This is a genomic window from Streptomyces sp. DI166 (assembly GCF_900091315.1).
In the GTDB taxonomy this organism is placed as follows: Bacteria; Actinomycetota; Actinomycetes; order Streptomycetales; family Streptomycetaceae; genus Streptomyces; species Streptomyces fuscus.
In genome coordinates this window covers 1-21,707 of record NZ_FLSP01000091.1, presented here as the reverse complement: position 1 = coordinate 21,707, position 21,707 = coordinate 1, and the positions used below count along the sequence as shown (strand labels likewise).

The window sequence follows — 21,707 nt, the reverse complement described above, 5'->3', positions numbered from 1 at the left end:
TGGGCTCCCCGCTCCCGGCTCACGGCCACGCCGCTGCGGACATCCGGCACTACGCACTGGAAAGCGGCACTTGATGATGTACGACCAGGCACGTGCCCAGCAGCCCGGCGACCAGCCCCGGGGCGGCGTCTCCGGGCGCCGTACGCCGGGGCCGGAGCCGGTGTTTCCGGCGGACGAGCGGGAGAAGATCCTGCGTCGGCTCGGGCGGGCGCTCAACACCTTCCCCGACACCCCGCTCGACTCGTTGGAGGAGTGCGAGGCCGCCTTCGACGAGGCGACCGACCAGCTCATGGCGGCCCTCGCCGAACAGCGCCGGATCCTGCGCGCCGGCTGGGAGGGTCAGGACCCGGAGACGGACGCCGCCGAACTCCATCTCGCGGTGCGGCGGTACCGGGAGATCACCCAACGGCTGTTGGGGCTCTAGGGGTGGTTGTACCTTGCCACTGCCGCCATTAGGTACTCGGCGTCCGCCTGGGCCAGTTCGGGGGGTACGACCAGCAAGTCCCTTCGGGCGTGGTCCAGTTCGAACAGGCCCACCGTGTGGCGACGGCGCCAGGCCGACTCCCCGCGCAGGCGGACGACGTGGTGGCCGACCAGGATCCGGCCCGGCGCCTCGGCCCACATCTGGGTGTTCACCGTGACCGTGACGATCTTTCCCCACTCCGGGGGCAAGGCGCTGATCAGGGACGGGAGTTCGGCGAGCAGGTGGTGGGAGCGGGGCCACCACGCGCCGTCGACGCGCAGGGACACCGCGTTTCGCGGGGCCAGCCGCAGACGGGCCATGGGGAGGGCGGACGGGGGCTCAACGGGCTCAACGGCGGGGGCCATCAGGGCGCTCCTGTCTGGGACCCGGCCCGCGGCCGTGCCCGGGTGTCCTCTCACCGTAACCCCGCACGCCGGGAAAGGCTCCGTCGCCGCCGCGTCCACCCACCGGTGCGGAGTTCACGGGCTCAGGACCAGGGCCCGGCACAGGGCGGGCGGCTGCCCCGCGGTCCCGGACGGCGGTACGCACCGCCAGCCCCAGGAGCGCAGCGCGTCGAGCGTGCCGGTGTCGTCCCGGCGCACGAGTGTGACGCCGAGGGCCGCGTCATGGTCGTCCAGCAGCCTCTTCTGCAGGCGTCGGGCGAGGTTCCAGTCGCGGCCCTGGTACTGCCGGTACGCCTCGGGCGGGACGACCGTCTCGGGGATGGCGAAGAGCCGCCCCTTCGCGGCGAGTTGGTACAGGCCCGCCGGCAGGTACGCGCCGATTCCGTCTCCCGCGCAACCCTCGGCCCGTACGGGGAAGCCGTAGGCCAGTCCTACGGGGTCGGTGTTCTGGGCGAGCAGCAGGGCGAAGCCGGGGTGTCGTACGGCGGTCAGCAGGCGGCGCTGGAAGCAGCCGCGGGCCTCGTCGCCGCCGGCCGAGCAGTGCGTGTACACCTCGCCCAGCTCTTCCAGGCGGTCGGCGATCTGGCGCCGGGTCAGTGGCCGCAGCACCGCCCCCGCCCGGGGTGACGCGCCCCGTTCCCTGCTCGGCTGATCCAGTACGTGCGCGGCCATGGCGCGGTCCCTGCTCCGGGAAGGCCGCGGCCGCCCCGGCATCGACGCTCACCGGGGACGGCACGGCGACACGGCCGCCGCGCGCGAGACCCTCGGTCCCTCCACCGTACTCCGGGGCGCGCCGGACCCTGGGGTGCGCGAACAGTTCAGGAAGGGTGCGGCTGGTTGGGTCCTGCCGTGCCCGGAGGCTCTACGAGGAGATCTGAGGAGTTGTCATGCCTCCGGGCCGTGTCGGACCACCAGCAGCGCGACATCGTCGTCGTTGTCCTTCGGACGTGCCCGCGCCAGCAGTTCGTCCGCGAAGGCCTCCAGTGGGCGGTGGGCCAGTGCCGCCGCGTGGTGGCGCAGGGCGGCGAGGCCCTCGTCCAGGGAGCGGGTCGGGGACTCGATCAGGCCGTCGGTGTAGAGGACGAGGGTGGAGCCGGGGGGCAGTTCCGCCGTGGCGTCGGGGCGGGGGCGGTCGGGGGTGACGCCCAGCAGTATTCCGTGGCCGTCGGTCAGGTAGTCGGCCTCGCCGTCGCCGGTGACCAGGAGGGGCGGGGGGTGGCCCGCGTTGGTCCAGGACAGTTCGGTGCGGCCGTCGGTTCTCCGGTGCACGCGGGCGAAGATCGACGTGGCCATGGAGACCTCGGCGATGTGCTGGGTCGCCTGGTCCAGCCACTCCACGATCTTGCTCGGGGGTTCCTGCTGGGACACGGCGTAGGCCCGCAGCATGTTGCGCAGCTGGGCCATCCCGGCCGCCGCCTCCAGGTCGTGGCCGACGACATCGCCGACGGCGAGGGCGGTGGCGCCGTCCGGCAGTGTGAAGGCGTCGTACCAGTCGCCGCCGACGTGGGAGGCGTCCGGCGCGGGCAGGTAGCGGGCGGTCATGGCGAGGCCCGGGGAGCGCGGCAGCTTCGGCAGCAGATGGCGCTGCATGGTCTCGGCGACCTGGCGCTGGCGCTGGTAGAGGCGGGCGTTCTCCAGGGCGAGGCTGGCGCGCCGGGCGATGTCCTCCAGCAGGGCGGTCTCCTTGGCGGTGAACCGCTCCGGCTGGTCGGCGCGGCCCAGGGTGAGGGCGCCCAGCACATCGTGCAGGCTGCGCAGCGGGACCACGACCGCCGAGTGCATGCCGGTCGCCTTGAACAGGCGCCGCTGCTCCACCGCGATGTCGGAGTCGGGCGGGCCCTGGTAGGTCTCGGGCCCGGCGAGGGAGGACGCGACGCCGCGCAGGGCGCGGGACAGGGGCATCGGGGACTCCGCCGGCACCGGCGGCATGGGGCCCTGGAGGTCGTCGCGGAAGACCAGGGTGCCGTTCTCGTGGTGAGCGACGGCGAAGCGCTCGACATCCCCGCGCTCGTCGATGAGGTCGATGACGGACCAGTCGGCGATCCGGGGCACGACCAGGCTGATCAGGCGGCGCAGTGCCTCGTGGATGTCCAGCGTGGAGGTGAGCACGGTGGTCGTCTCGGCGAGCAGCGCGAGCCGTTCGAACTCGGAGAGCCAGCCGGACGCCGGTGGCCGCTGGGCGGGGCGCTCGGGGCTCTCCGCGGGGTGGAAGAGGACGAGTGTGGCCTGTTCGCCGCCGATGGTCTCGCAGGGTGTGGCCAGCCAGCGCACCGGCACGAGTACGCCGTCCCCGCGCTCGAACCACTCCTCGTCGCCCTGCTGCGGTCCCCCGCCGAGGACGCTCTGCCGCATCCGGCACCGCTCGCGCGGCACGGGTTCCCCGCGCGCGGTGCGGTGCAGCAGGTCGTGGGCGTCCTGGCCGACCAGATGGGCGGCGGGACGGCGCAGGTACTGCTCGCCGCGCGCGTTCACGGCGGTGATCAGGCCCTGCTCGTCCACCAGGCAGGCGCCCGTCCCAAGGCTGTCGAGAGCCCGGGCGAGTGCCTCCCGCGCACTGTCCGGGCGCATGGTCGCCGCCTCTCGTCGCCGGAACATCATTTCGGGTCACACCTGTGACCCGGGTTCCCCATGGGGCGCTGCCCACTCGCGCAGAGTACGCACCACCACCCGGGCGTGGGGCATGTCCGCCCTGGTGACTTCCTCACCGTACCCCTCGGGTCCCGTAGGCTGCGCCCCGTTCACGCACGACCCTGGGCAGGGGGAGAGACCGCAGGTCATGGCAACGGGGATACGGGGGCGGCGGTGGCTGCCGAGCGGGCGGACATCGGCGATCGTGGCGGTGGTGGTCGCCGTCCTGGCGGGCGGCGGCTGGGCGGCGAAGCCGGTGTGGCAGCCGTGGTGGTACGCGGCGCGGCTGTGCGGGGGCCATCTGTCGGGCGGTGAACTCGCCGACCTGCTGCCGGACGAACGGCTGCGGGCGGGCCGGGACACCTTCGGCTCCGGGAACCGGGTGCTGAGGTGCGGGGTGGACGAGGGCGACGGGCGCCACTTCGTCCTGCGGATCGAGGCGCAGACCGACACGGGCGCCCGCCTGGGACCGCTGGACATGGAGTTCGGCATCCCCAGGGATGTCGGCCGCCCCTTCCCCGCCTCGGTCCCCGGTTTCTACGGCAATTTCGGCCCGGTGATCGTCCAGGACTGTCCGAAGCTCGGCCGCGGGCACCGTCTGGTCACCCAGGTGTACAGCCACGGCGTGGAGGACGGTCCGTCGACGGCGTCCCTGCGCACGGCGGTACGCATCGCCAACGGCGCCGGCGCCGAGCTGGGCTGCGGGGCAAAGCCGCTGCCGCTGCCGGACCGTGTCGAGCCCGTCCGGAAGCTCTCCCTGTCCCGGGCGGGGAACACCATGTGCGGCTGGCTGTCGCGGGCCGCGCTGCCCGACAGCCCGTCCGGCAGGGCCTGGCAGGTCGTCGCGCCCACCGACGACCGCGCCGCGATCACCAGCTGCTCGCTGATCGACTCCGGCACCGGCGAGTCCGTCGACTTCTCCGGCTGGTACGGCGACTGGACCGCCGAGCCCTTTGAGCGGCTGCTCTCGAACAACGCGCGGCTCCCGGACGACCTCGGCGCCGACGAGGCGCTGCTCGGCGAGGACTTCGGCCGCGCCAAGGCCCGGTGCGCCGGGGAGAGCGCGAACTTCCTCGCCAACAACTACCCGACGAAGACCGGGCGAGCGGCCCTGTCCACGGGTGAGGTGCGCGGACTCCTCAACGCCTTCGCCACGGACCAGGCCGAGCGGCGGGACTGCACGGAACTCGAACTGCCCGGTCCGACCGTCTACCCGCGCCGGGGCTGACCACCCCGGTCGCGCCCCGGGCACACCCCGGTCGTACCCCGGTCGCCGGGAACCTTTGGGCGACGGGGGCCGTTCGAGTCCTTACGGCAACTTGATCCGGGGAGGTGGGAGGCGTGCAGCAGCAGCTCCGCGCGCACTCCTCGCGTCCCGCCGCCGTCGTCCTCTCCGCGCTGCTCGCGGTCCTGACCGTCTTCCTGCCGACGTCGGCCAAGTCGGCACTGGCGTCCCGGGCGCCGGCCCCGGCCGGTACCACGGCCACGGCCGTCCCGGCGGCGGTCGTACGGACGACGGTCACCGCCGAGTCCCGCGCCACCGCCGCGTCCCGCGCGACCGCCGAGTCCCGCGCGACCGCCGCGCCTGCGGCGCGCCCCGTGCTCGGGCCCGCCGACACCCTCCCCCACCCCTTCCACCCCTTCCACGGCTTCCTGGGCCGGGGTTCCGGGGACACCGCACCGCACCGTGCGGTCGGCGGCCCGGGTGGGGCCGTGGCGGACGGGGGCACCGGTGAAGGCCGGGACACCGACCCGTACCGGCCGCGCGGGCCGCCCTCCCGATGGAGCACCGAAGTCATCGTCGACGCCTGACCCGCGCGCGCCTCTCCGCGCCAGGGGCAGACGTCGGTTCCGTCTGCCTGCCCATCGTGGAGAACCCATGTCCCGTGCGCCCGTGTGGCGGGCGATCATCGCCCTAGGTGTGATCGCCGTATCGATCCTCGTCGCCCTCACCCAGTCCGCCCGCCTCGGCCTCGACCTGCGCGGCGGCACCCAGATCGTCCTGGAGACCAAGGACGCCCCCGGCATCCGGGCCGACGCCGCCTCGACCCAGCGCGCCCTGGAGGTGCTGCGCCAGCGCGTCGACGCGCTCGGCGTGTCCGAACCGAGCCTGTACCGCTCCGGCGACAAGCGGATCTTCGTCGAGCTGCCCGGAGTGCAGGACCCGCGCGAGGCCGCCGAGGTCATCGGCCGTACCGCGCAACTCACCGTCCACCCCGTCACGGGTGTGACCGACAAGAAGGGCGAGGCGGAGGCGGCCGAGGACGGCTCGCGCACCCTGCCCGACCCCGATCAGAAGGGCGCCTACCTCACGCTCGGGCCCACCGCGCTGACCGGCGAGGGCGTCAAGGACGCCGAGGCCAGACTGGACCAGCAGGCGCTGGCGGGCTGGACGGTCAACCTCTCCTTCCGCGGACAGGCGGGCAAGGACTGGGCGCGGATCACCGGGGAGGCGGCCTGCGCGGCGCAGGGCGCCCCCGAGCGGCGCGTGGCCATCGTCCTGGACGGCAAGGTCCTCTCCGCACCCGCCGTCAACCCGAGCGTGGCCTGCGACGTCGGCATCACCGGCGGCTCCACCCAGATCACCGGCGGCTTCGACAAGGACGAGGCGAACGACCTGGCCGCACTGATCAAGGGCGGCGCGCTGCCGGTACCGGTGGACGTCGTCGAACAGCGCACGGTCGGCCCCACGCTCGGCGCCGACGCCATCGAGGCCAGCACCCAGGCCGCGATCATCGGGCTCGCCCTGACCGGCCTGTTCATCATCGTCGTCTACCGGCTGCTCGGCGCCCTCGCCACGATCGCGCTCGCCCTGTACGGCCTGATCTCCTACGCCGCGCTCGTCGCCCTCGGCGCCACCCTCACCCTGCCCGGCCTCGCCGGGTTCGTACTGGCGATCGGCATGGCGGTGGACGCCAATGTGCTGGTCTTCGAGCGGGCCCGCGAGGAGTACGTGGGCGCCCGCCTGCTCAAGTCGGCCTCCGCGCGCCTGGACAAGCCACTGCGCACCGGGTTCCGCGAGACCTTCAGCGCGATCCTCGACTCCAACGTCACCACGCTGCTCGCGGCCGGGCTGCTGTTCTTCTTCGCCACCGGCCCGGTGAAGGGCTTCGGCGTGACCCTCTGCATCGGCGTCCTGGTCTCGATGCTCTCCGCCCTGGTGATCACCCGCGTCCTCGCCGACTTCGCGGTCCGGCGCCGCTTCGTGCGCGGGCGGCCCGGCCTGACCGGGATCACCTCCACCGGCCGGGTACGGGCCTGGCTCACCCGCCGACAACCCCGGCTGGTGCGCCACCGGCGCCGCTGGCTCGGCCTGAGCGGGCTGCTCATCACGGTCGCGGTCGCCGGGATCGGGCTGCGCGGGCTGGAGTTCGGGGTGGAGTTCACCGGCGGGCGGCTGGTGGAGTACAGCACCAGCAGGCCCGTGGACGTGGACGCCGCCCGCGAGGCGGTCGCGGACGCCGGGTTCCCGCGCGCGGTGGTGCAGGAGTCCGGGGCCGGGGACATCTCCGTACGCACCGGCGAGCTGAGCAACGACGAGCAGTACGCGATCAAGTCCGCGCTGGCCGAGGAGGGCGGCGAAGTCACCGTCGAACGGGACGAGATGATCGGCCCGAGCCTCGGCGACGAGCTGCGCCGCAACGCGCTCATCGCGCTCGGCATCGCCGTCGCGGCCCAGATGATCTATCTCAGCGTGCGGTTCCGGTGGACGTTCGCCGCGGCGGCGGTGTCGGCCATGGTGCATGACGTACTGCTGGTGGTGGGCCTGTTCGCGTGGCTCGGCAAGCCCGTCGACAGCGTCTTCCTGGCGGCCCTGCTCACGGTCATCGGGTACTCCGTCAACGACACCGTCGTCGTCTTCGACCGGGTGCGCGAGGAGCGCCGCCGCAATCCTTCGGCGGACCTGGAGACCACGGCCGACCAAGCCGTCGTCCAGACGCTGCCGCGCACCGTCAACACCGGTATGGGCGCGCTGTTCATCCTGGCGGCGCTGGCCTTCCTCGGCGGCGACTCGCTCGCGGACTTCTCCGTGGCGCTGATCGCGGGCGTGGTGGTCGGTATGGCGTCGACGGTGATCACGGCGGTGCCGGTCGCGGTGCAGTTGGAGGGCCGGTATCCGGCGCCTGCGGCGCCGCCCAGGCCTACGGGGCGCGAGGAGCGGCGGGGCTCGGGCGCCGTGGTGTGAGGGCTGGGCTTGCGGGGTGGGCTTGCGGGTCGCGGGCCGGGCTTTCGGGTCGGGGGCCGGGCTTGCGGGCCGGGCTTGGGGGCTTCGTCTACGGCCCGGTCTGCTCCGTGATGCGTCGGTAGGCGGCGCGGGCATGGAGCAGCCGGGCCGCCGCCGTGCCCACGAGCACGGCGGTCAGCAGGCAGGTCAGCCAGAACGCGTCACGGTGTCCCGTCCAGGTGAGGGTGCCGGCGGGCGGGATGGCGAAGCCGTTGAGGAACAGCCAGCACAGGACCGCCGTGCCCGGGGCGGCGGTGAAACGCGCGCGCAGTCCCAGCAGGGCGGCGAGCAGAGACAGGCCGGCCAGCGCCAGGGAAGGGCGGTTCGGGCCGACGAACACATTGAGGAGTTCCACCAGCGCCAGCGCGCCGCCGCAGGCCACGGCCCACACCAACGGAGTGGCCACGGGCCTCGGCACGGGCCGCGCCCCCGTACTCAGGGACACCCACTCGACCATGCTCGACCTTTCCCTCGGCTGCCCGTCCGCGGCGATCACCCCTCTTGCCGAATCGGGGCGGAGTGGGCGAAGGTCCGGTTCCGGATGCTCGTTAGGGTGTCATCAAAGATTGGCCGAAGAAACGTGTGATTGAGACAGGGGGGCAGCCGTGGGTGCTGCGCGGATGAGCAGTACGCCGTTGCCGGGCATCGGGGTGCGGTACGACCTGGTGACGCGGGAGCAGCGGCCCCTGTCGGTGGTGGCGCACCGGGACGGGTCGCGGACGCTGTCGGCGTACCGCAAGGACGACCCGGACGCGTGTGCGCTGTCGGTGCGGCTGACGGCGTCAGAGGTGGAAGCGGTGATCGATGCGCTGATGCCGGCGCATCACAGCCCGAGTCTGCTGTCCACGACGGAGCTGGGTCTGGTCGCGGAGCGGATCGAGCTGGCGGCGACGTCGCACTGGAACGGGCGGCATCTGGGGGAGACCCGGATGCGCACGGAGACCGGGGTGTCGATCGTGGCGGTGCTGCGGCGGGCGGAGGCGATTCCGTCGCCCGGGCCGGACTTCCGGCTCGCGGGCGGGGACACGCTGATCGTGATCGGGACCCGCGAGGGTGTGGACGCGGCCGCGGCCATTCTCGGCCGGGAGTAGACGCGCGTGCACTCCTCCGCCATCTTTCTGATCGAGTTCGGTGCGATCATCCTGGGCCTGGGGCTGCTGGGGCGGTTCGCCGGGCGGTTCCAGTTCTCACCCATTCCCCTGTACCTGCTGGCCGGGCTCGCCTTTGGTGAAGGGGGTCTGCTGTCGCTGGGTACCAGTGAGGAGTTCGTTGCCATTGGTGCCGAGATCGGGGTCATACTCCTGCTGCTGATGCTGGGGCTGGAGTACACGGCGAGTGATCTTGTCTCCAATTTGAAGACGCAGTATCCGGCGGGGCTGGTGGATGCCACGCTGAATGCTCTTCCCGGGGCGGCGATGGCGTTGCTGCTGGGGTGGGGGCCGGTTGCGGCTGTCGTGCTGGCGGGCGTTACGTGGATTTCGTCGTCCGGGGTGATCGCCAAGGTCCTGGGGGATCTGGGGCGGTTGGGCAACCGGGAGACGCCCGTCATTTTGAGCATTCTGGTGCTCGAAGATCTGTCCATGGCCGTGTATCTGCCGATCATTACCGCTCTGCTGGCGGGGACCGGGCTGGCTGCGGGTAGTGCCACGCTGGCCATCGCGCTGGGGGTGGCGGGGCTCGTCCTCTTTCTCGCTGTGCGTTATGGGCGGCATATCTCGCGGTTCGTCTCCAGTGATGATCCCGAGAAGCTGCTGCTGGTGGTGCTGGGGCTGACCCTGCTGGTGGCGGGCATCGCCCAGCAGTTGCAGGTGTCTGCGGCCGTCGGCGCCTTCCTGGTGGGTATCGCCCTGTCCGGCGAGGTCGCGGAGGGTGCGCACAATCTGCTCGCGCCGTTGCGGGATCTGTTCGCGGCCGTGTTCTTTGTCTTCTTCGGGTTGCATACCGATCCCTCCAGCATTCCGCCGGTGCTGCTGCCCGCGCTGGTTTTGGCCGTCGTCACCGCGCTGACGAAGATTGCCACCGGGTACTGGGCGGCGAAGCGGGCCGGAGTCTCGGAGAAGGGGCGCTGGCGGGCGGGTGGCACGCTCGTGGCGCGCGGTGAGTTCTCCATCGTTATTGCCGGGCTTGCCGTCACCGCGGGGATCGAGCCGTCCCTTGGGCCGCTGGCCACCGCGTATGTGCTGATTCTGGTGATTCTTGGGCCGCTGACCGCCCGGTGGACCGAGCCGATCGCCAGCTGGCTGCAGGCGCGCTTCGGGAAGGCCGCGCCGGTCGCGGCGGCGGCCAGCGAGGTCCCGGCCCCCCGTCCTGCTGAGGACCAGGACTCCGTGGATCAGGCCTGACATACCGCGGGGCGTGTGAGGGCCTATCGGCCCTGAACGGGCCTCGTCCTCAAACGCCGGACGGGCTGAGAAAGCACGCCTGACCGGCTAGTAGAGGACGCTCTCCGGTTTTGTTGCCGTCGTTGTGTCCGTGGGACTGGGTGGGCGGTGGCGGTGCGGGGTCAGGCGGTGGGCCAAGGGTTCTGTCCAGCGGGCTGCTGGTGGGCCCAGGACTACCAGGATGAGGACGTACGCCGTGGCCAGGGGGCCGATGCGGGGTTCTGCTCCTACCGCCAGGCCTGCGATCACGATGGAGAACTCGCCGCGGGCGACCAGCGTGCCGCCCGCCCGCCAGCGGCCCTTCGGTGAGATGCCCGCCCTTTTCGCGGCCCAGTAACCCGTGGCGATCTTCGTCAGGACCGTCACTCCTGCCAGCGCGAGGGCCGGGAGGAGGACCGGGGGGATGTCGGACGGGTCGGTGTGAAGGCCGAAGAAGACGAAGAAGACCGCCGCGAAGAGGTCCCGCAGGGGGGTCAGGAGGCTGTTGGCGCCCTCTGCCACCTCGCCGGAGAGGGCGATGCCTACCAGGAAGGCGCCGACTGCTGCGGAGACCTGGAGCTGTTGGGCGATGCCCGCTACCAGGAGGGTCAGGCCCAGCACCACCAGGAGCAGCATTTCCGCGCTGTCCGATGACACCGCTCGGCTGACCAGGCGGCCGTGGCGGAGGGCGATGTAGAGGACCGCGCCCACCGTGGCCAGGGCGATCAGGAGGGTGACCGCGCCGCCGGCGAGGCTCACGCCGGCCAGCAGGGCGGTGAGGATGGGCAGGTAGACCGCCATGGAGAGGTCTTCCAGGACCAGGATGCTCAGGATGACCGGGGTCTCGCGGTTGCCGATGCGGCGCAGGTCGCCGAGGACTTTCGCGATGACGCCGGAGGACGAGATCCAGGTGACGCCCGCCAGGGCGACGGCGGCCACCGGGCCCCAGCCGAGCAGCAGGGCCAGTACGGCGCCCGGGGCCGCGTTGAGGACGAAGTCGACGGCGCCGGAGGGGTACTGGGTCTTGAGGTTGGTGACCAGTTCGCTGGCGCTGTATTCGAGGCCGAGGAGAAGGAGCAGCAGGATGACGCCGATCTCGGCGCCCGTGGCGACGAACTCCTCGCTGGCCTGGAGCGGCAGGATGCCGCCGTGGCCGAAGGCGAGCCCGGCCAGCAGGTAGAGGGGGATGGGCGAGAGGCCGACGCGTCCGGCGAGGCGGCCCAGCAGGCCCAGGGCCAGGATGATGGCGCCGAGTTCTATGAGCAGGGCGGTCGTGTTGTGCACGGGCGTCGGTCCTCCGTCGGTCGGAAGGCGGGCGGTGCGACACGGCACGGGTGCGTCAGGGGTGCGTCAGCGGGTGGGGGCCGGACTGCGGACTACTGCTGCACATCATTCACGGTTGAGTAACCTCGCGCTCAACGGAGCGTAAGCGCGCGGTAAAGTACTTCAGCTTAACCAAAAAGGCGAAGATCGCCACAAGCTGAGCGCAAGCCCCTGAAACCGGCCTCGGACGGGGAGGCGGGTGGGCAGGTCCGGGCGTATCGTCCAGATATGGGTGGCGTGCGGCCGGAATGGGTGTCCGCCATACAGCACGCCGTAGACGCTTCGTCCGGTGCCGACGCCGGTTCCGTGGTACCGGACTCCCTCCTGACCGGCGTCGTGCGGGACACCGGTGCGTCGACGGGTTTCCTGTATCTGCTGCCCCCGGGGGAGCGGGTGCTGCGGCTTGGGCTGGCCTGCGGTATCTCCGAGCAGATCGCCGCCCCCTGGGCCCGTATCCCGCTCAACGCGGCGATCCCGGTGGCGGACGCCATCCGTGAGCGGCGCTGGATCTGGCTGCGCGACCAGGAGGAGACGGCGCGCCGCTATCCCCGGCTCGGGGTCGTCCTGCCGTACGACTTCATGCTCGCCGCGGCCCCGATCATCGGCGGCGGCATCGTGTGGGGCGGGCTGGTGCTGCTGTGGCCGGCCTGGCATCCGGCACGGCTCAGCTCGACCGAGCGGGACACGATCGCCCGGTGCTGCCGGCGCGTCGCGGGGCTGTGGCGGGAGGCCGTCGACAGCGGGCGTCCGCTGCCGCGACTGGAGCGGCCACGGCTGCTTTCGGCACCCCGGCCCAGCGACATCGACCCGGCCCAGGCCATCGCGGCGCTGGGCTTCACCGAGCGGTTGCCGATGGGCTGCTGCGCCCTGGACCTGGACGGGCGGCTGCTGTTCATCAACCCCGCCGGGGCCGAACTGGTGGGCGCCGGCGCCGCCTCCCTGCTGGGCCACCGCCCGTGGGAGGTGCTGGAATGGCTGCGGAACCCGGGGGTCGAGGAGCGGTACCGCGCGGCCGTGGTCGCCCGTCAGCCGATCTCCTTCACCGCGCGGCGGCCACCGGACACCTGGCTGTTCTTCCAGATGTACCCCAGCGCCAGCGGCATCAGCGTCCACATCACCCCCGCCGACGAGGAGCCGCGCGGCGCCGAGCAGGAGGCGCGGGTGAGGTCGGCCGAGCCCGTCTCCGCGAACGGGCTCTTCCACCTGACGCACTTCGCCACCGCCCTCACCGAGGCGGTCGGAGTGGAGGACGTCGTGGAGCTGGCCGCCGACCAGATCGTGCCCGCCTTCGGCCCCCGGGCCCTGGCGCTGGGGACCGTGCACGAGGGCAGACTGCGGATCGTCGGACACCGCGGGTACCGCGCCGAGCTGATGGAGCGGTTCGACGGCCTGTCCCTCACCTCCAACGCCCCCGCGGTGCGAGCCGTCAGCACGGGCATGGCGACGTTCTTCCCGTCCTTCGCCGATCTCAAGAGGGCGTACCCGAAGGCGGTGCACCAGGACGGGATGGCCGCCTGGGCGTTCCTCCCCCTCATCGTGTCGGGGCGGCCGGTGGGCTCTCTCGTCCTCGGCTACGACGCGCCCCGCCCGTTCCCGCCCGCCGAGCGGGCCATCCTGACCTCCCTGGCCGGGCTGCTCGCCCAGGCCATGGACCGGGCCCGCCTCTACGACACCAAACACGCCCTCGCCCACACCCTGCAGACGGGACTGCTCCCCCGCGCCCTGCCGCACATCCCCGGGCTGGCGGTCGCCGCCCGCTACCGGCCCGCCGGGCGCGGCATGGACATCGGCGGCGACTTCTACGACCTCATCCCCGGCGCCCCCGCGACGGCCACCGTGGCGATCGGCGACGTCCAGGGCCACAACAGCACCGCCGCCGCCCTCATGGGACAGCTCCGCACGGCCGTCCGCGCCCACGCCACCGCCGGGTCCTCACCCGGTGAGATCCTCGCCCGCACCAACCGGCTGCTCACCGACCTCGACCCCGGTCTGTTCGCCAGCTGCCTCATCGCCCAGCTCGACCTGGAGCACGGCCGGGTCAGGCTGGCCTCCGCCGGACACCCCCCGGCCGTCCTGCGGCGGCCCGACGGCGCGACCGACGTGCTCCGGCTGCCGCCCGGCCTGCTCCTGGGCATCGACCCGGACGCCGACTACGCCTCCACCGAGACCGCACTGCCGCGCGGCGCCGTCCTCGCCCTCTACACCGACGGCCTGGTCGAGAAGCCCGGCACGGACATCGACGACGCCATCACCACGCTGGCCGGCCGGCTGTCGACGACACCGCCGTACGACCTGGACACCCTGGCGGACACCCTGCTGCACCACGCCGAACTGCTCTCCGCCCCCCGCCTCGACGACATCGCCCTGCTCCTGCTGTGCCCACGGCACGCCCCGTGACGCCCCGCTACCGCGCGGCGCCCTCGACCTTGGCCTTCGGCGCCGCCGACCGGGGCAGCAGGGCCGCCGCGACCAGGCCCAGGACCGCGATCGCAGCGACGGTGATCATCGACGCGGCGTAGGCGTGCTTGGAGAGGCCCGAGACCAGGATGGTTCCGGCGACCGCCGTGCCCAGGGACGAGCCCAGGTTGGAGACGCTGCGGGAGAGGCCGGAGATCTCGCCCTGCTGGTGTTCGGGGAAGCTGGACTGGACGATGTTGACCGAGGGGGTCAGCATCACGCCCAGGCCGAGGCCGATCAGGAGCAGGCCCGGGGTGAAGGCCCAGGGGTTCGGGGTGCCGGCGACCAGGGCCAGCAGGACGCCGATACCGGCGGCGGTGAGCAGGAAGCCCGCCATGATCAGGGTGCGCTGGGGGCGGCGTGCGGCCAGGCGTTCCGCGGCCAGGGACGAGGCGAGCAGGCCGAGGGTCGCGGCGGTGAAGATGACGCCCGTCTCGATCGCGTTGTAGCCGCGGACGACCTGGAGGTAGGTCGCCACCACGAAGGACGTGCCCATCAGCACCAGCCACTGGACGTTCTGGGTGATCAGGCCGAGGTTGGAGGTGCGGTTGCGGAAGAGGGACGGGGACAGCAGGGGTTCCTCCCCCGCCCGCTCCTTGGCGCGCGCCGACCGGAAGAACCACGCCAGGACCAGCGCGCCGCCCACGATCAGGCCCAGCATCAGCCATCCGTTGTTGTCCGCCGCCAGTACGCCCATCACCACGAGGATCAGGCCAGCGGCCGACAGGACCGCGCCCCGCACGTCGAACGGACGCTCCGGGTCCGGGGGCAGGGGGTCCTCGATCTTCCGGCTCAGCAGGACGATGCCCGCGATCACCAGGGCCTGGAAGACGAAGGCGGCCCGCCAGGACAGGCCCCAGGTGATGAGCCCGCCGATCAGGGGACCGGCGGCGGCGCCGATACCGCCGAGCCCCATGATCACCCCGAAGGCGCGGGCCCGGGAGGTCGTCTCGGTGAACAGCAGCGTGGTGAGGATGTAGACGGGCGGGATGAGCAGGGCCGTACCCACGCCCTCCAGGATCGAGTTGCCGAGGACGAGGACCCCGAGGCCCGGGGCGGCCGCGCTGAGCACGGCGCCGACGCCGTAGGTGACGAGTCCGGCCAGGAAGCACCGTTTGCGGCCGTAGCGGTCGGTCAGTTTGCCGCCGGGGATCATCAGGGCCGCCATGACCAGCAGGAAGACCGTGATCGCGACCTGCACGCCCTGCACGGTGGTGTCCAGGTCCTCGCTGATGTCGTTGATCATCACGTTCATGTTGGAGCCGGCGAAGCTGCAGATGAACTGGGCGAGGGCGAGGGGGAGCAGGACCCTGGAACCCGCCGGGGCGGATGTCATCCCACGGCTCCGAACGGCTCGTGCCGGGCCGCCGCCGTGTCCAGCTGCTCGTCCAGCGCCATGGCCGCGGCGACCAGCGCGAGGTGGGTGAACGCCTGCGGGAAGTTGCCGAGCTGCTCACCGGACGGGCCGAGTTCCTCCGCGAACAGGCCGACGTGGTTGGCGTAGGTCAGCATCTTGTCGAAGGCGTAGCGGGCCTGCGCCAGCCGCCCGGCCCTCGCCAGGGCCTCCACGTACAGGAAGCTGCACAGGTTGAAAGTGCCCTCGGAGCCGCGCAGGCCGTCCGGGGAGGCGGCGGGGTCGTAGCGGTAGACGAGGCTGTCGCTGACCAGTTCCTCGCCCATGGCGTCCAGCGTGCTCAGCCACGACGGGTCGCGCGGGGAGAGGAAGCCGACCCGGGGCATCAGCAGCAGCGAGGCGTCCAGCACGTCGGCGTCGTAGTGCTGCACGAACGCCTCCCGCTTCGGGCTCCAGCCGCGTTCGACGATCTGCTCGAAGACCGCGTCCCGGGCCTGCCGCCAGCGCGCCAGGTCGCCGGGCCGGGACTGCCGGGCCGCGACCCGGATGCCCCGGTCGAAGGCGACCCATGTCATCAGCCTGCTGTAGGTGAAGTCCTTGCGGCCGCCGCGGGTCTCCCAGATGCCCTCGTCGGGCCGGTCCCAGGAGCCGGCGAGCCAGTCGAGCATGGCCGCGAAGGAGCGCCAGCCCCGCACGTCCGCGACCGCGCCGCCCCGCGCGAGGGCGTCGGCGGCCTCGCCGTAGATGTCGAGCTGGATCTGGTCGGCGGCCCCGTTGCCGATGCGCACGGGGGCCGAGCCCCGGTAGCCCTCCAGGTGGTCGAGGATCTCCTCGGGCATCCGTGTGTCGCCGTCGACCCGGTACATGATCTGCAGCGGCTCGCCGGACGCCGCGCCCCCGGCCGCCAGCCGGTCGCGCAGCCAGTGCCGGAAGTCGTGGGCCTCCTCGGTGAAGCCGAGGTCGATCAGGGTGCCGACGGACAGGGAGGCGTCCCGGACCCAGGTGTAGCGGTAGTCCCAGTTGCGCTCGCCGCCCACCTGCTCCGGCAGCCCCGCGGTGGCCGCGGCGATCGGCGCCCCGGTGGGGGCGTAGGTGAGCAGCTTGAGGGTGATCGCCGACCGGTTGACCATGTCCCGCCAGCGGCCCCGGTAGCGGGAGGAGCGCAGCCAGCCCAGCCAGAAGAAGCGGCAGGCGTCGAACTCGCCGCGGATGAGGTCGCGCGACAGCGGAGGGGGCGCGGCGCCCCCGCTCTCCACGCTGGTGAGCACGACCGCGGCGACCTCGCCCGCCGACAGTGTGAAGCGGGCGGTGAGGTCACCGGCGTCCTCGTGCAGCACGCCGGACGTGCTGACCTGGAGGTGCAGGTCCAGGCCGGGGCCGTGGAAGACGGCCGAGCCGGTGTCCACGCGCTCCAGGGTGTGCGCGGCGCGTCCGTAGTCGAAACGCGGGCGGCACACGAGGGTGAAGGGCAGGGTGCCGCGCACCACCCGCACCACCCGGATCAGGCGGTGCCGGTCGGTGGGCGCGGAGCCGGACAGCGGCGGCATGAAGTCGGCCACCTCGCCGACCCCGTCCGGGGCCATGAACCGGGTGATCAGCACCGCGGTGTCCGACAGGTACAGCTGCCGGACCGTGAGGTCGGTCCGGTCCGGGAGGTCGGCGGCGAGACGGCAGTAGCCTCCCCGCTCGCTGTCGAGGAGGGAGGCGAAGACGCTGGGCGCGTCGAAGCGGGGGGTGCACCACCAGTCGACGGTGCCCCCGGAGGACACCAGCGCCGCGGTCTGGAGATCACCGACCATGCCGTGGTCGGCGATCGGCGGGTAACGGTCCACCGGATGCCTCCTTCCCCACGGGCCCGCGGGCCGAAGGCCGGCCCGCACGCCGAAGAGCTTGCCTACAGAGTGCGCCCGGACGGGTCGGGGCGCACTCCGTGGCGATCAGGCCCCGGGCGGCGGGATCAGCAGGTGCCCTGGATCCACTGGTTGGACTCGCCCTGGTCGTTGGCGATCGGGTCCCACTTGTTGCCCCAGCCCTTGTCCAGACAGAAGGACTTGCCGGTGTAGTTGTTGTCCGAGTAGACGACCACGGAGCTCCACGAGGTGCCGGTGCCGTTGTTGAACCAGGAGGAGTCCTGGTGGGCGATGTAGCCGTTGATGGTGGACGACCAGACGGGGTTGGAGTGCTCGAACTTGGCGACACCCCATCCGCCCAGGTCGTAGTTGATGCCCCGGTACACGCGCAGGAACCCGGACGGGCAGTTGCCCGGGTTGTCCCGGCTGTAGGTGGGCTGGGTGCCGTCCGCCAGTGCGGTGCTCGCGGCGACCGGGATCAGGGCGGTGGCCAGGGCCAGCCCGAGCAGGGCGCGCTTGCGCATACGCATGGAGCTCTCCTTACGACAAGGTTTCCGGTGGGTTGGTGTGGATTTCTTCCGGCGACGGCCGGGGTCGGTGGGGCTCAGCCGGTCTCGGTGACCGCGCGGGCCCGGTCCAGCGCGGTGGTGACCGCCTGGGTGTAGTAGCGGGTCTGGCGGGCGTACGTGCGCCGTGCGGCGTCCCGTACGTGCTCCTTCTGCAGCCGGGTGCCGGTCCTGGCCAGCCCGGCCGAGCGGTTGCACTCGGCGTCGGCGACGGCGACCTCCACCTCGCGCTCGCGCGCCTGCTCCGGGGTGCGGGAGTCGCTCTCCTTCGCCACGGCGCCGACGGCCCGTGAGGTGTCGGGGTAGTCCAGGCCCCGCTTCTTCATGCAGGCGCGCCAGTCGGCGAGGGCCTTGGTGTAGCGCGGTTCCGCCACCACGTCGTCGTAGGTGAGGTAGGCCAGGTTCACCACGGTCGCCTTGGCCTCGGTCCACTTGCGCAGATCGCCGTAGAGCGCGCGGCGGGCGTCGGCGCGGCAGCCGTCGGCGGCGGTGAAGATCTCGCCGCGGCCGGGTGCCGGGACGACGATCGCGTCGGGCTTCGTGCCGTTCAGGGCGCGCTCGTACGCGGCCAGGCGGGACGGCGCGAGGCCGGCGAGGTAGCGGTCCTGGGAGCTCTTGGGAGCCGCGGACTTCCCGCCCCGGTCGCCGGTTCCGGCCGTGTCCGCCAGGCCGTACCCGTGTTCACGGGCCCAGTCCACGTCGTCCAGCCCGAACCGGCGCTCCGGCACCTTCTCGCGCGGGGCGACCGGGTCGAGGCGGTACTCGAAGCCCGCCTCCCGTATGCACTCGGCGATCAGCCGCTCCTCCGCGTCGCCGAGCAACACCCGCTCGGTGTCGGTCAGTTCGGTGCGCAGAGAGCCTTCGCTCCGGTCGTCCGGGTTGGGGTCGGCGGCGGAGCAGGCGGTGACGAGCAGCAGGCCCGTCACGGCGAGCGTCCGGAGCAGATCCTTTCCGCCCATCGGGACTCCTCCATCTCGTCGGTCCGTCTCGTCGGTCTCGCTTCGACGCTGCGGAACGTATCCGGCGCGAAGGCGCCCGCGTCATCCGGAAGTTCACGGAATGACGGCCTGAGCGGGGCTGCGGTAACGCCGGTCCGGCATCCCCCGGCCCTCCGTCAACTTGCGGATGTCGTACGGCGGACGGGCCGCCGTAGCGTCGCCCGGTCACCCCGACCCGAACGAGAAGGGGACCCCCTGTGACCCGTACGACCACCCGGCCCCGGCGCCGGTCCGCCGGCGCCCTCGCCGCCGCCCTGGCCACCCTCGCCCTCGGCCTGGGCGGCGCCCCTCCGGCCGCCGCCGACGACCCCGGCCGCGCCGGGCAGGTCGAGGTGCCCGCAGGGGTGAGCGCGGGCGTCGCGGTCTTCGACCGCACGACCGGGACCTTCACCGAACGGCACAACGAGAACCAGAAGTTCCGTTCGGCCTCCGTGGTGAAGCTGCTCATCGCCCTGGACTATCTGCGCACCCACGACCCGCGCACCCTGCCCGCCGCCGACCGCACCCGGCTCGACGCGATGCTGCGCCGCAGCGACGACAACGCCGTCAGCCACTACTGGGCGCTCGGCGGGCGCACGGCGATCGTCGACCGCTCGGTGGCCCGGCTGGGGCTGACCGACACCGACCGACCGCCCGCCGGGTACGAGGACTACTGGGGCTATGTGTCGCTGTCGGCCGCCGACACGGTACGGATCTACCGGTACCTGCTGGACACCGCCGAGGCGCCGGTGCGGGACTACGTGATGGGCAACCTGCGCCAGACCATGCGCTGCGGCGCCGACGGCTTCGACCAGCACTTCGGCATCCCGGGCTCCTTCGAGCGGCCGTACGCGGTCAAGCAGGGCTGGTCGGGCTTCGGTGCCTCCGGCGACTGCGGGCCCAAACCCGCCGCAGCCGCACGGAACGCGCGGGCCGCCGCCGGGGTCGACCTCACCAAGGAGGCCCTGCACACCACCGGCACCGTCGGGCCGGACGACCGCGCCATCGTCGCCGTGTTCACCCTGCACCCCGACGGCACCCCGTACGGCTCGGCGTACACGGCCGTCAACCGGCTCACCCGCTCCCTCGACGTGCCCGGCGCCGCCCGCCCGGCGGGGACCTGGGTCGGCACCTGGGGCTCGGGAGTGAAAGTGCGCCCCCGCCCGACCACCGTCGACTCCGCGCCGCTGACCTCCCTGCCGGCCGGGGTGGAAGTGCTCGTGAGCTGCCAGAAGGAGGGGCAGGAGGTCACCGTTCCGCCCTACACGAACACCTGGTGGGCCTACCTCCCGCAGTACGGCGGCTACATGACCAACATCTACCTTCGTTCACCAGGCAACCAGCTCCCCGGTGTGCCCCTCTGTTCCTCGTAGAGGACACTGGCGAGCGGCGACTTCACCACCCACCGGAGTGCCGCTCGGCCAGGCCGATTTCGGGGGAGGGAAGTCTGCCGATGAGCGGCATTCTGATCCATGTGCCATCAGCGCACCGCACGGAACAACCGACCAACCTGCGCCTGGGACCCGGGGAGTCGGCGCGCTTCGGCCGGGGCTCGGCGTCCCGCCCGGTCGAGCTGGTGCTGCCCGACCCGGCGGTCTCCCGGCTGGCCGGGGAGATCCGGGTCACCGAGGACCACTGGCAGCTCACCAACTACTCCACCAGCCACAGCTACCTGGTGGAGAACCCGGAGGGCGCCGGGGAGTACCTGCGCGTTCCGCCGCGCCGGTCGGGGGCGCCGATCCCGTTCGAGTTCGCCCGGGTGGTGCTGCCCACCCGGGGTTCGACGGTGAGCTTCCAGGTGTTCGCGCCGGACCACGTCTACCTGGACGCCGACGATCCCGGGGGCGCCTGGGGGACGCGTACGGTCAACGCGTACTCGCTGGACGAGACCGCCACGTACTTCCTGGTCCTGGTGGCGCTGTGCGAGCCGCGGCTGCGCGACGAGTCGGCGGTGAGCGTGCCGACCACCCCGCAGATCGTGGAGCGCATCCGCAACCACCCGGGGCTGTCGAAGCTCACCGCGCGGGCGGTGACCGCGCACCTGGACTACCTGGCCGAGCAGAAGCTGCGGCTGCGCGGCGAGGCGGAGGGTACGGCCCGGCGCACCGGCAAGCGGGAGGCCGTGGTCGGGGTCGCGCTGCGGTTCGGGCTGGTGCGCGAGGAGCATCTGGCGCTGCTGCCGTCCCGTACGGCCGAGCCGGCGGGGGGTCGTCGATGAGCACGACGGGCGAGACCGCGCTGCACATCCCCGCGGGCCTGCGGGTGGGCCGCTGGGAGGTCACCGAGCCGATCGCCGACGGCGGCTGGGGACGGGTGTACGCGGGCCGGGACACCGAGGAGCCGGACGGACCGGCCGTCGCGCTGAAGTTCCTGCCGGTGTCGGGGCTCGCCCCGCGGCAGGCCGAGCGGCTGGCGGAGACCGCGCGGCGGGAGATCGAGTTCGGCACCCGGGCCCACCATCCGCGGCTGATGCGGCTGCTGGACTCCGAGGTGCTCGCCGACACCGGGGTGCCCGGCCTCGACGGTGCCGTCGTGCTGGTCATGGAGCGGGCCGAGGGCAGCCTCCAGGACCTCCTCGACGCCGCCGACGGCAGACCCCTGCCGGAGGGGGACCGGCTGCTGACCGAGGTCTGCGAGGGGCTGGCCCATCTGCACGGGCTCGGCTGGGTGCACGGCGACCTGAAACCGGACAACGTCCTGATCATGGCGGACGGTTCGGCGCGGCTGTCCGACTTCGGGCTCACCGCCGAACTGGACGGCACCCGCGGCACCCACGGCTACATCCCGCCGCTGGGCTCCCCCGACTACCTGCCGCCCGAGCGGTGGCGAGCCCCGCTGGACGAGCGCGGGGTGCGGGTGCGGACCACCGCCGACGTGTGGGCGCTGGGCGTGATGATCCACCAGGTGTTCACCGGGGGCGCCTCGCCCTTCCCCGGCGCCACCTTCACCTCCCGCGCCTCCGCGGTCCAGGAGTACGCCGAGGGTCGGGCGCCGCTGCGGCTGCACGCCGTCGTACCAGAGTTCTGGCGCGCCCTGGCCGCCGACTGTCTGCTGCCCACGCACACCGAGCGCGCCGCGCACGGCGCCGGGAGCCTGCTGG

Annotated in this window: 19 protein-coding genes; 10 read left to right on the top strand and 9 right to left on the bottom strand. The window is 72.6% G+C overall.

The features are described 5' to 3' along the window. Nucleotides 1-73 precede the first annotated feature (73 nt). Nucleotides 74-424 carry a hypothetical protein gene (locus tag GA0115233_RS32290; RefSeq protein WP_093723876.1) on the top strand — a complete coding sequence of 117 codons (351 nt, stop codon included), beginning with the start codon at nt 74-76 and terminating at the stop codon, nt 422-424. On the opposite strand, the gene GA0115233_RS41315 is transcribed toward GA0115233_RS32290, so the two are convergent. The 3 genes from GA0115233_RS41315 to GA0115233_RS32275 all read right to left on the bottom strand — a co-directional run bounded on the left by GA0115233_RS41315 (nt 421) and on the right by GA0115233_RS32275 (nt 3,435). Then, on the bottom strand, nt 421-828 hold the full coding sequence (locus GA0115233_RS41315) for a DUF5994 family protein (protein ID WP_093723875.1): 408 nt from the start codon (nt 826-828) through the stop codon (nt 421-423). The two genes, GA0115233_RS32290 and GA0115233_RS41315, sit on opposite strands and share 4 nt — an antisense overlap. 114 nt (nt 829-942) lie before the next feature. Beyond that, nucleotides 943-1,539 carry a hypothetical protein gene (locus tag GA0115233_RS32280; protein WP_141689597.1) on the bottom strand — a complete coding sequence of 199 codons (597 nt, stop codon included), beginning with the start codon at nt 1,537-1,539 and terminating at the stop codon, nt 943-945. Nucleotides 1,540-1,752: 213 nt separating this feature from the next. Then, nucleotides 1,753-3,435, bottom strand: a complete 1,683-nt coding sequence (locus GA0115233_RS32275) for a SpoIIE family protein phosphatase (protein ID WP_255310429.1) — start codon at nt 3,433-3,435, stop codon at nt 1,753-1,755. 208 nt (nt 3,436-3,643) lie between these two features. Between GA0115233_RS32275 and GA0115233_RS32270 the strand changes: the two genes are divergently transcribed. The 3 genes from GA0115233_RS32270 (at nt 3,644) to secD (ending at nt 7,681) form a co-directional block, all read left to right on the top strand. Next, complete coding sequence (locus GA0115233_RS32270; RefSeq protein WP_255310428.1) at nt 3,644-4,723, top strand: hypothetical protein; 1,080 nt, start codon at nt 3,644-3,646, stop codon at nt 4,721-4,723. Nucleotides 4,724-4,836: 113 nt separating this feature from the next. Further along, complete coding sequence (locus GA0115233_RS32265; RefSeq protein ID WP_093723873.1) at nt 4,837-5,307, top strand: hypothetical protein; 471 nt, start codon at nt 4,837-4,839, stop codon at nt 5,305-5,307. 67 nt (nt 5,308-5,374) lie between these two features. After that, on the top strand, nt 5,375-7,681 hold the full coding sequence (gene secD, locus GA0115233_RS32260; protein ID WP_093723872.1) for a protein translocase subunit SecD: 2,307 nt from the start codon (nt 5,375-5,377) through the stop codon (nt 7,679-7,681). A gap of 88 nt (nt 7,682-7,769) precedes the next feature. Here the strand turns inward: secD and GA0115233_RS32255 are convergent, their stop codons facing one another. Continuing rightward, nucleotides 7,770-8,177: a hypothetical protein gene (locus GA0115233_RS32255; RefSeq protein WP_093723871.1), complete on the bottom strand. Its 408-nt coding sequence runs from the start codon at nt 8,175-8,177 to the stop codon at nt 7,770-7,772. A gap of 163 nt (nt 8,178-8,340) precedes the next feature. On the opposite strand from GA0115233_RS32255, the gene GA0115233_RS32250 reads away from it, so the two are divergent. Both GA0115233_RS32250 and GA0115233_RS32245 read left to right on the top strand, forming a co-directional pair. Then, nucleotides 8,341-8,811 carry a TrkA C-terminal domain-containing protein gene (locus GA0115233_RS32250; protein WP_093723870.1) on the top strand — a complete coding sequence of 157 codons (471 nt, stop codon included), beginning with the start codon at nt 8,341-8,343 and terminating at the stop codon, nt 8,809-8,811. Between the two features lie 6 nt (nt 8,812-8,817). Beyond that, nucleotides 8,818-10,062: a cation:proton antiporter gene (locus GA0115233_RS32245; protein WP_093723869.1), complete on the top strand. Its 1,245-nt coding sequence runs from the start codon at nt 8,818-8,820 to the stop codon at nt 10,060-10,062. A gap of 87 nt (nt 10,063-10,149) precedes the next feature. Here GA0115233_RS32245 and GA0115233_RS32240 read toward each other — a convergent pair whose 3' ends face one another. After that, the gene (locus GA0115233_RS32240) at nt 10,150-11,364 is read right to left on the bottom strand and encodes a cation:proton antiporter (protein ID WP_093723868.1); all 1,215 of its coding nucleotides are present in this window, start codon (nt 11,362-11,364) and stop codon (nt 10,150-10,152) included. A 267-nt stretch (nt 11,365-11,631) separates the two neighbouring features. Between GA0115233_RS32240 and GA0115233_RS32235 the strand changes: the two genes are divergently transcribed. Beyond that, entirely contained in the window at nt 11,632-13,800 is a 2,169-nt protein-coding gene (locus GA0115233_RS32235) for a SpoIIE family protein phosphatase (RefSeq protein ID WP_093723867.1), read from the top strand. Between the two features lie 7 nt (nt 13,801-13,807). Here the strand turns inward: GA0115233_RS32235 and GA0115233_RS32230 are convergent, their stop codons facing one another. The 4 genes from GA0115233_RS32230 to GA0115233_RS32215 all read right to left on the bottom strand — a co-directional run bounded on the left by GA0115233_RS32230 (nt 13,808) and on the right by GA0115233_RS32215 (nt 18,589). Beyond that, complete coding sequence (locus GA0115233_RS32230; protein WP_093723866.1) at nt 13,808-15,196, bottom strand: MFS transporter; 1,389 nt, start codon at nt 15,194-15,196, stop codon at nt 13,808-13,810. Further along, a complete protein-coding gene (locus tag GA0115233_RS32225; protein ID WP_093723865.1) occupies nt 15,193-17,046 on the bottom strand; it encodes a glycoside hydrolase family 15 protein in 1,854 nt (617 codons plus the stop codon). Before GA0115233_RS32225 ends, GA0115233_RS32230 begins: the two co-directional genes overlap by 4 nt. A gap of 125 nt (nt 17,047-17,171) precedes the next feature. Continuing rightward, a complete protein-coding gene (locus tag GA0115233_RS32220; RefSeq protein WP_093723864.1) occupies nt 17,172-17,594 on the bottom strand; it encodes a peptidase inhibitor family I36 protein in 423 nt (140 codons plus the stop codon). 74 nt (nt 17,595-17,668) lie between these two features. Beyond that, nucleotides 17,669-18,589: a hypothetical protein gene (locus GA0115233_RS32215; protein ID WP_093723863.1), complete on the bottom strand. Its 921-nt coding sequence runs from the start codon at nt 18,587-18,589 to the stop codon at nt 17,669-17,671. Nucleotides 18,590-18,825: 236 nt separating this feature from the next. Between GA0115233_RS32215 and GA0115233_RS32210 the strand changes: the two genes are divergently transcribed. The 3 genes from GA0115233_RS32210 to GA0115233_RS32200 form a co-directional block, all read left to right on the top strand. Further along, complete coding sequence (locus GA0115233_RS32210) at nt 18,826-19,980, top strand: hypothetical protein (protein ID WP_255310427.1); 1,155 nt, start codon at nt 18,826-18,828, stop codon at nt 19,978-19,980. A gap of 80 nt (nt 19,981-20,060) precedes the next feature. Then, complete coding sequence (locus GA0115233_RS32205; RefSeq protein WP_093723862.1) at nt 20,061-20,825, top strand: serine/threonine protein kinase; 765 nt, start codon at nt 20,061-20,063, stop codon at nt 20,823-20,825. Beyond that, a partial coding sequence (locus tag GA0115233_RS32200; protein WP_141689596.1) for a serine/threonine-protein kinase occupies nt 20,822-21,707 on the top strand: 886 nt, incomplete at its 3' end. The genes GA0115233_RS32205 and GA0115233_RS32200, both read left to right, overlap by 4 nt.

Bases quoted from the DNA above. Each gene is read 5' to 3' on its own strand.
- GA0115233_RS32215 (WP_093723863.1), bottom strand. From the start codon at position 18,589: ATGGGCGGAAAGGATCTGCTCCGGACGCTCGCCGTGACGGGCCTGCTG.
- GA0115233_RS32275 (WP_255310429.1), bottom strand. From the start codon at position 3,435: ATGCGCCCGGACAGTGCGCGGGAGGCACTCGCCCGGGCTCTCGACAGC.
- GA0115233_RS41315 (WP_093723875.1), bottom strand. From the start codon at position 828: ATGGCCCCCGCCGTTGAGCCCGTTGAGCCCCCGTCCGCCCTCCCCATG.
- GA0115233_RS32250 (WP_093723870.1), top strand. From the start codon at position 8,341: ATGAGCAGTACGCCGTTGCCGGGCATCGGGGTGCGGTACGACCTGGTG.
- GA0115233_RS32290 (WP_093723876.1), top strand. From the start codon at position 74: ATGATGTACGACCAGGCACGTGCCCAGCAGCCCGGCGACCAGCCCCGG.
- GA0115233_RS32205 (WP_093723862.1), top strand. From the start codon at position 20,061: ATGAGCGGCATTCTGATCCATGTGCCATCAGCGCACCGCACGGAACAA.
- GA0115233_RS32235 (WP_093723867.1), top strand. From the start codon at position 11,632: ATGGGTGGCGTGCGGCCGGAATGGGTGTCCGCCATACAGCACGCCGTA.
- GA0115233_RS32255 (WP_093723871.1), bottom strand. From the start codon at position 8,177: ATGGTCGAGTGGGTGTCCCTGAGTACGGGGGCGCGGCCCGTGCCGAGG.
- GA0115233_RS32220 (WP_093723864.1), bottom strand. From the start codon at position 17,594: ATGCGTATGCGCAAGCGCGCCCTGCTCGGGCTGGCCCTGGCCACCGCC.
- GA0115233_RS32280 (WP_141689597.1), bottom strand. From the start codon at position 1,539: ATGGCCGCGCACGTACTGGATCAGCCGAGCAGGGAACGGGGCGCGTCA.
- GA0115233_RS32230 (WP_093723866.1), bottom strand. From the start codon at position 15,196: ATGACATCCGCCCCGGCGGGTTCCAGGGTCCTGCTCCCCCTCGCCCTC.
- secD (WP_093723872.1), top strand. From the start codon at position 5,375: ATGTCCCGTGCGCCCGTGTGGCGGGCGATCATCGCCCTAGGTGTGATC.
- GA0115233_RS32270 (WP_255310428.1), top strand. From the start codon at position 3,644: ATGGCAACGGGGATACGGGGGCGGCGGTGGCTGCCGAGCGGGCGGACA.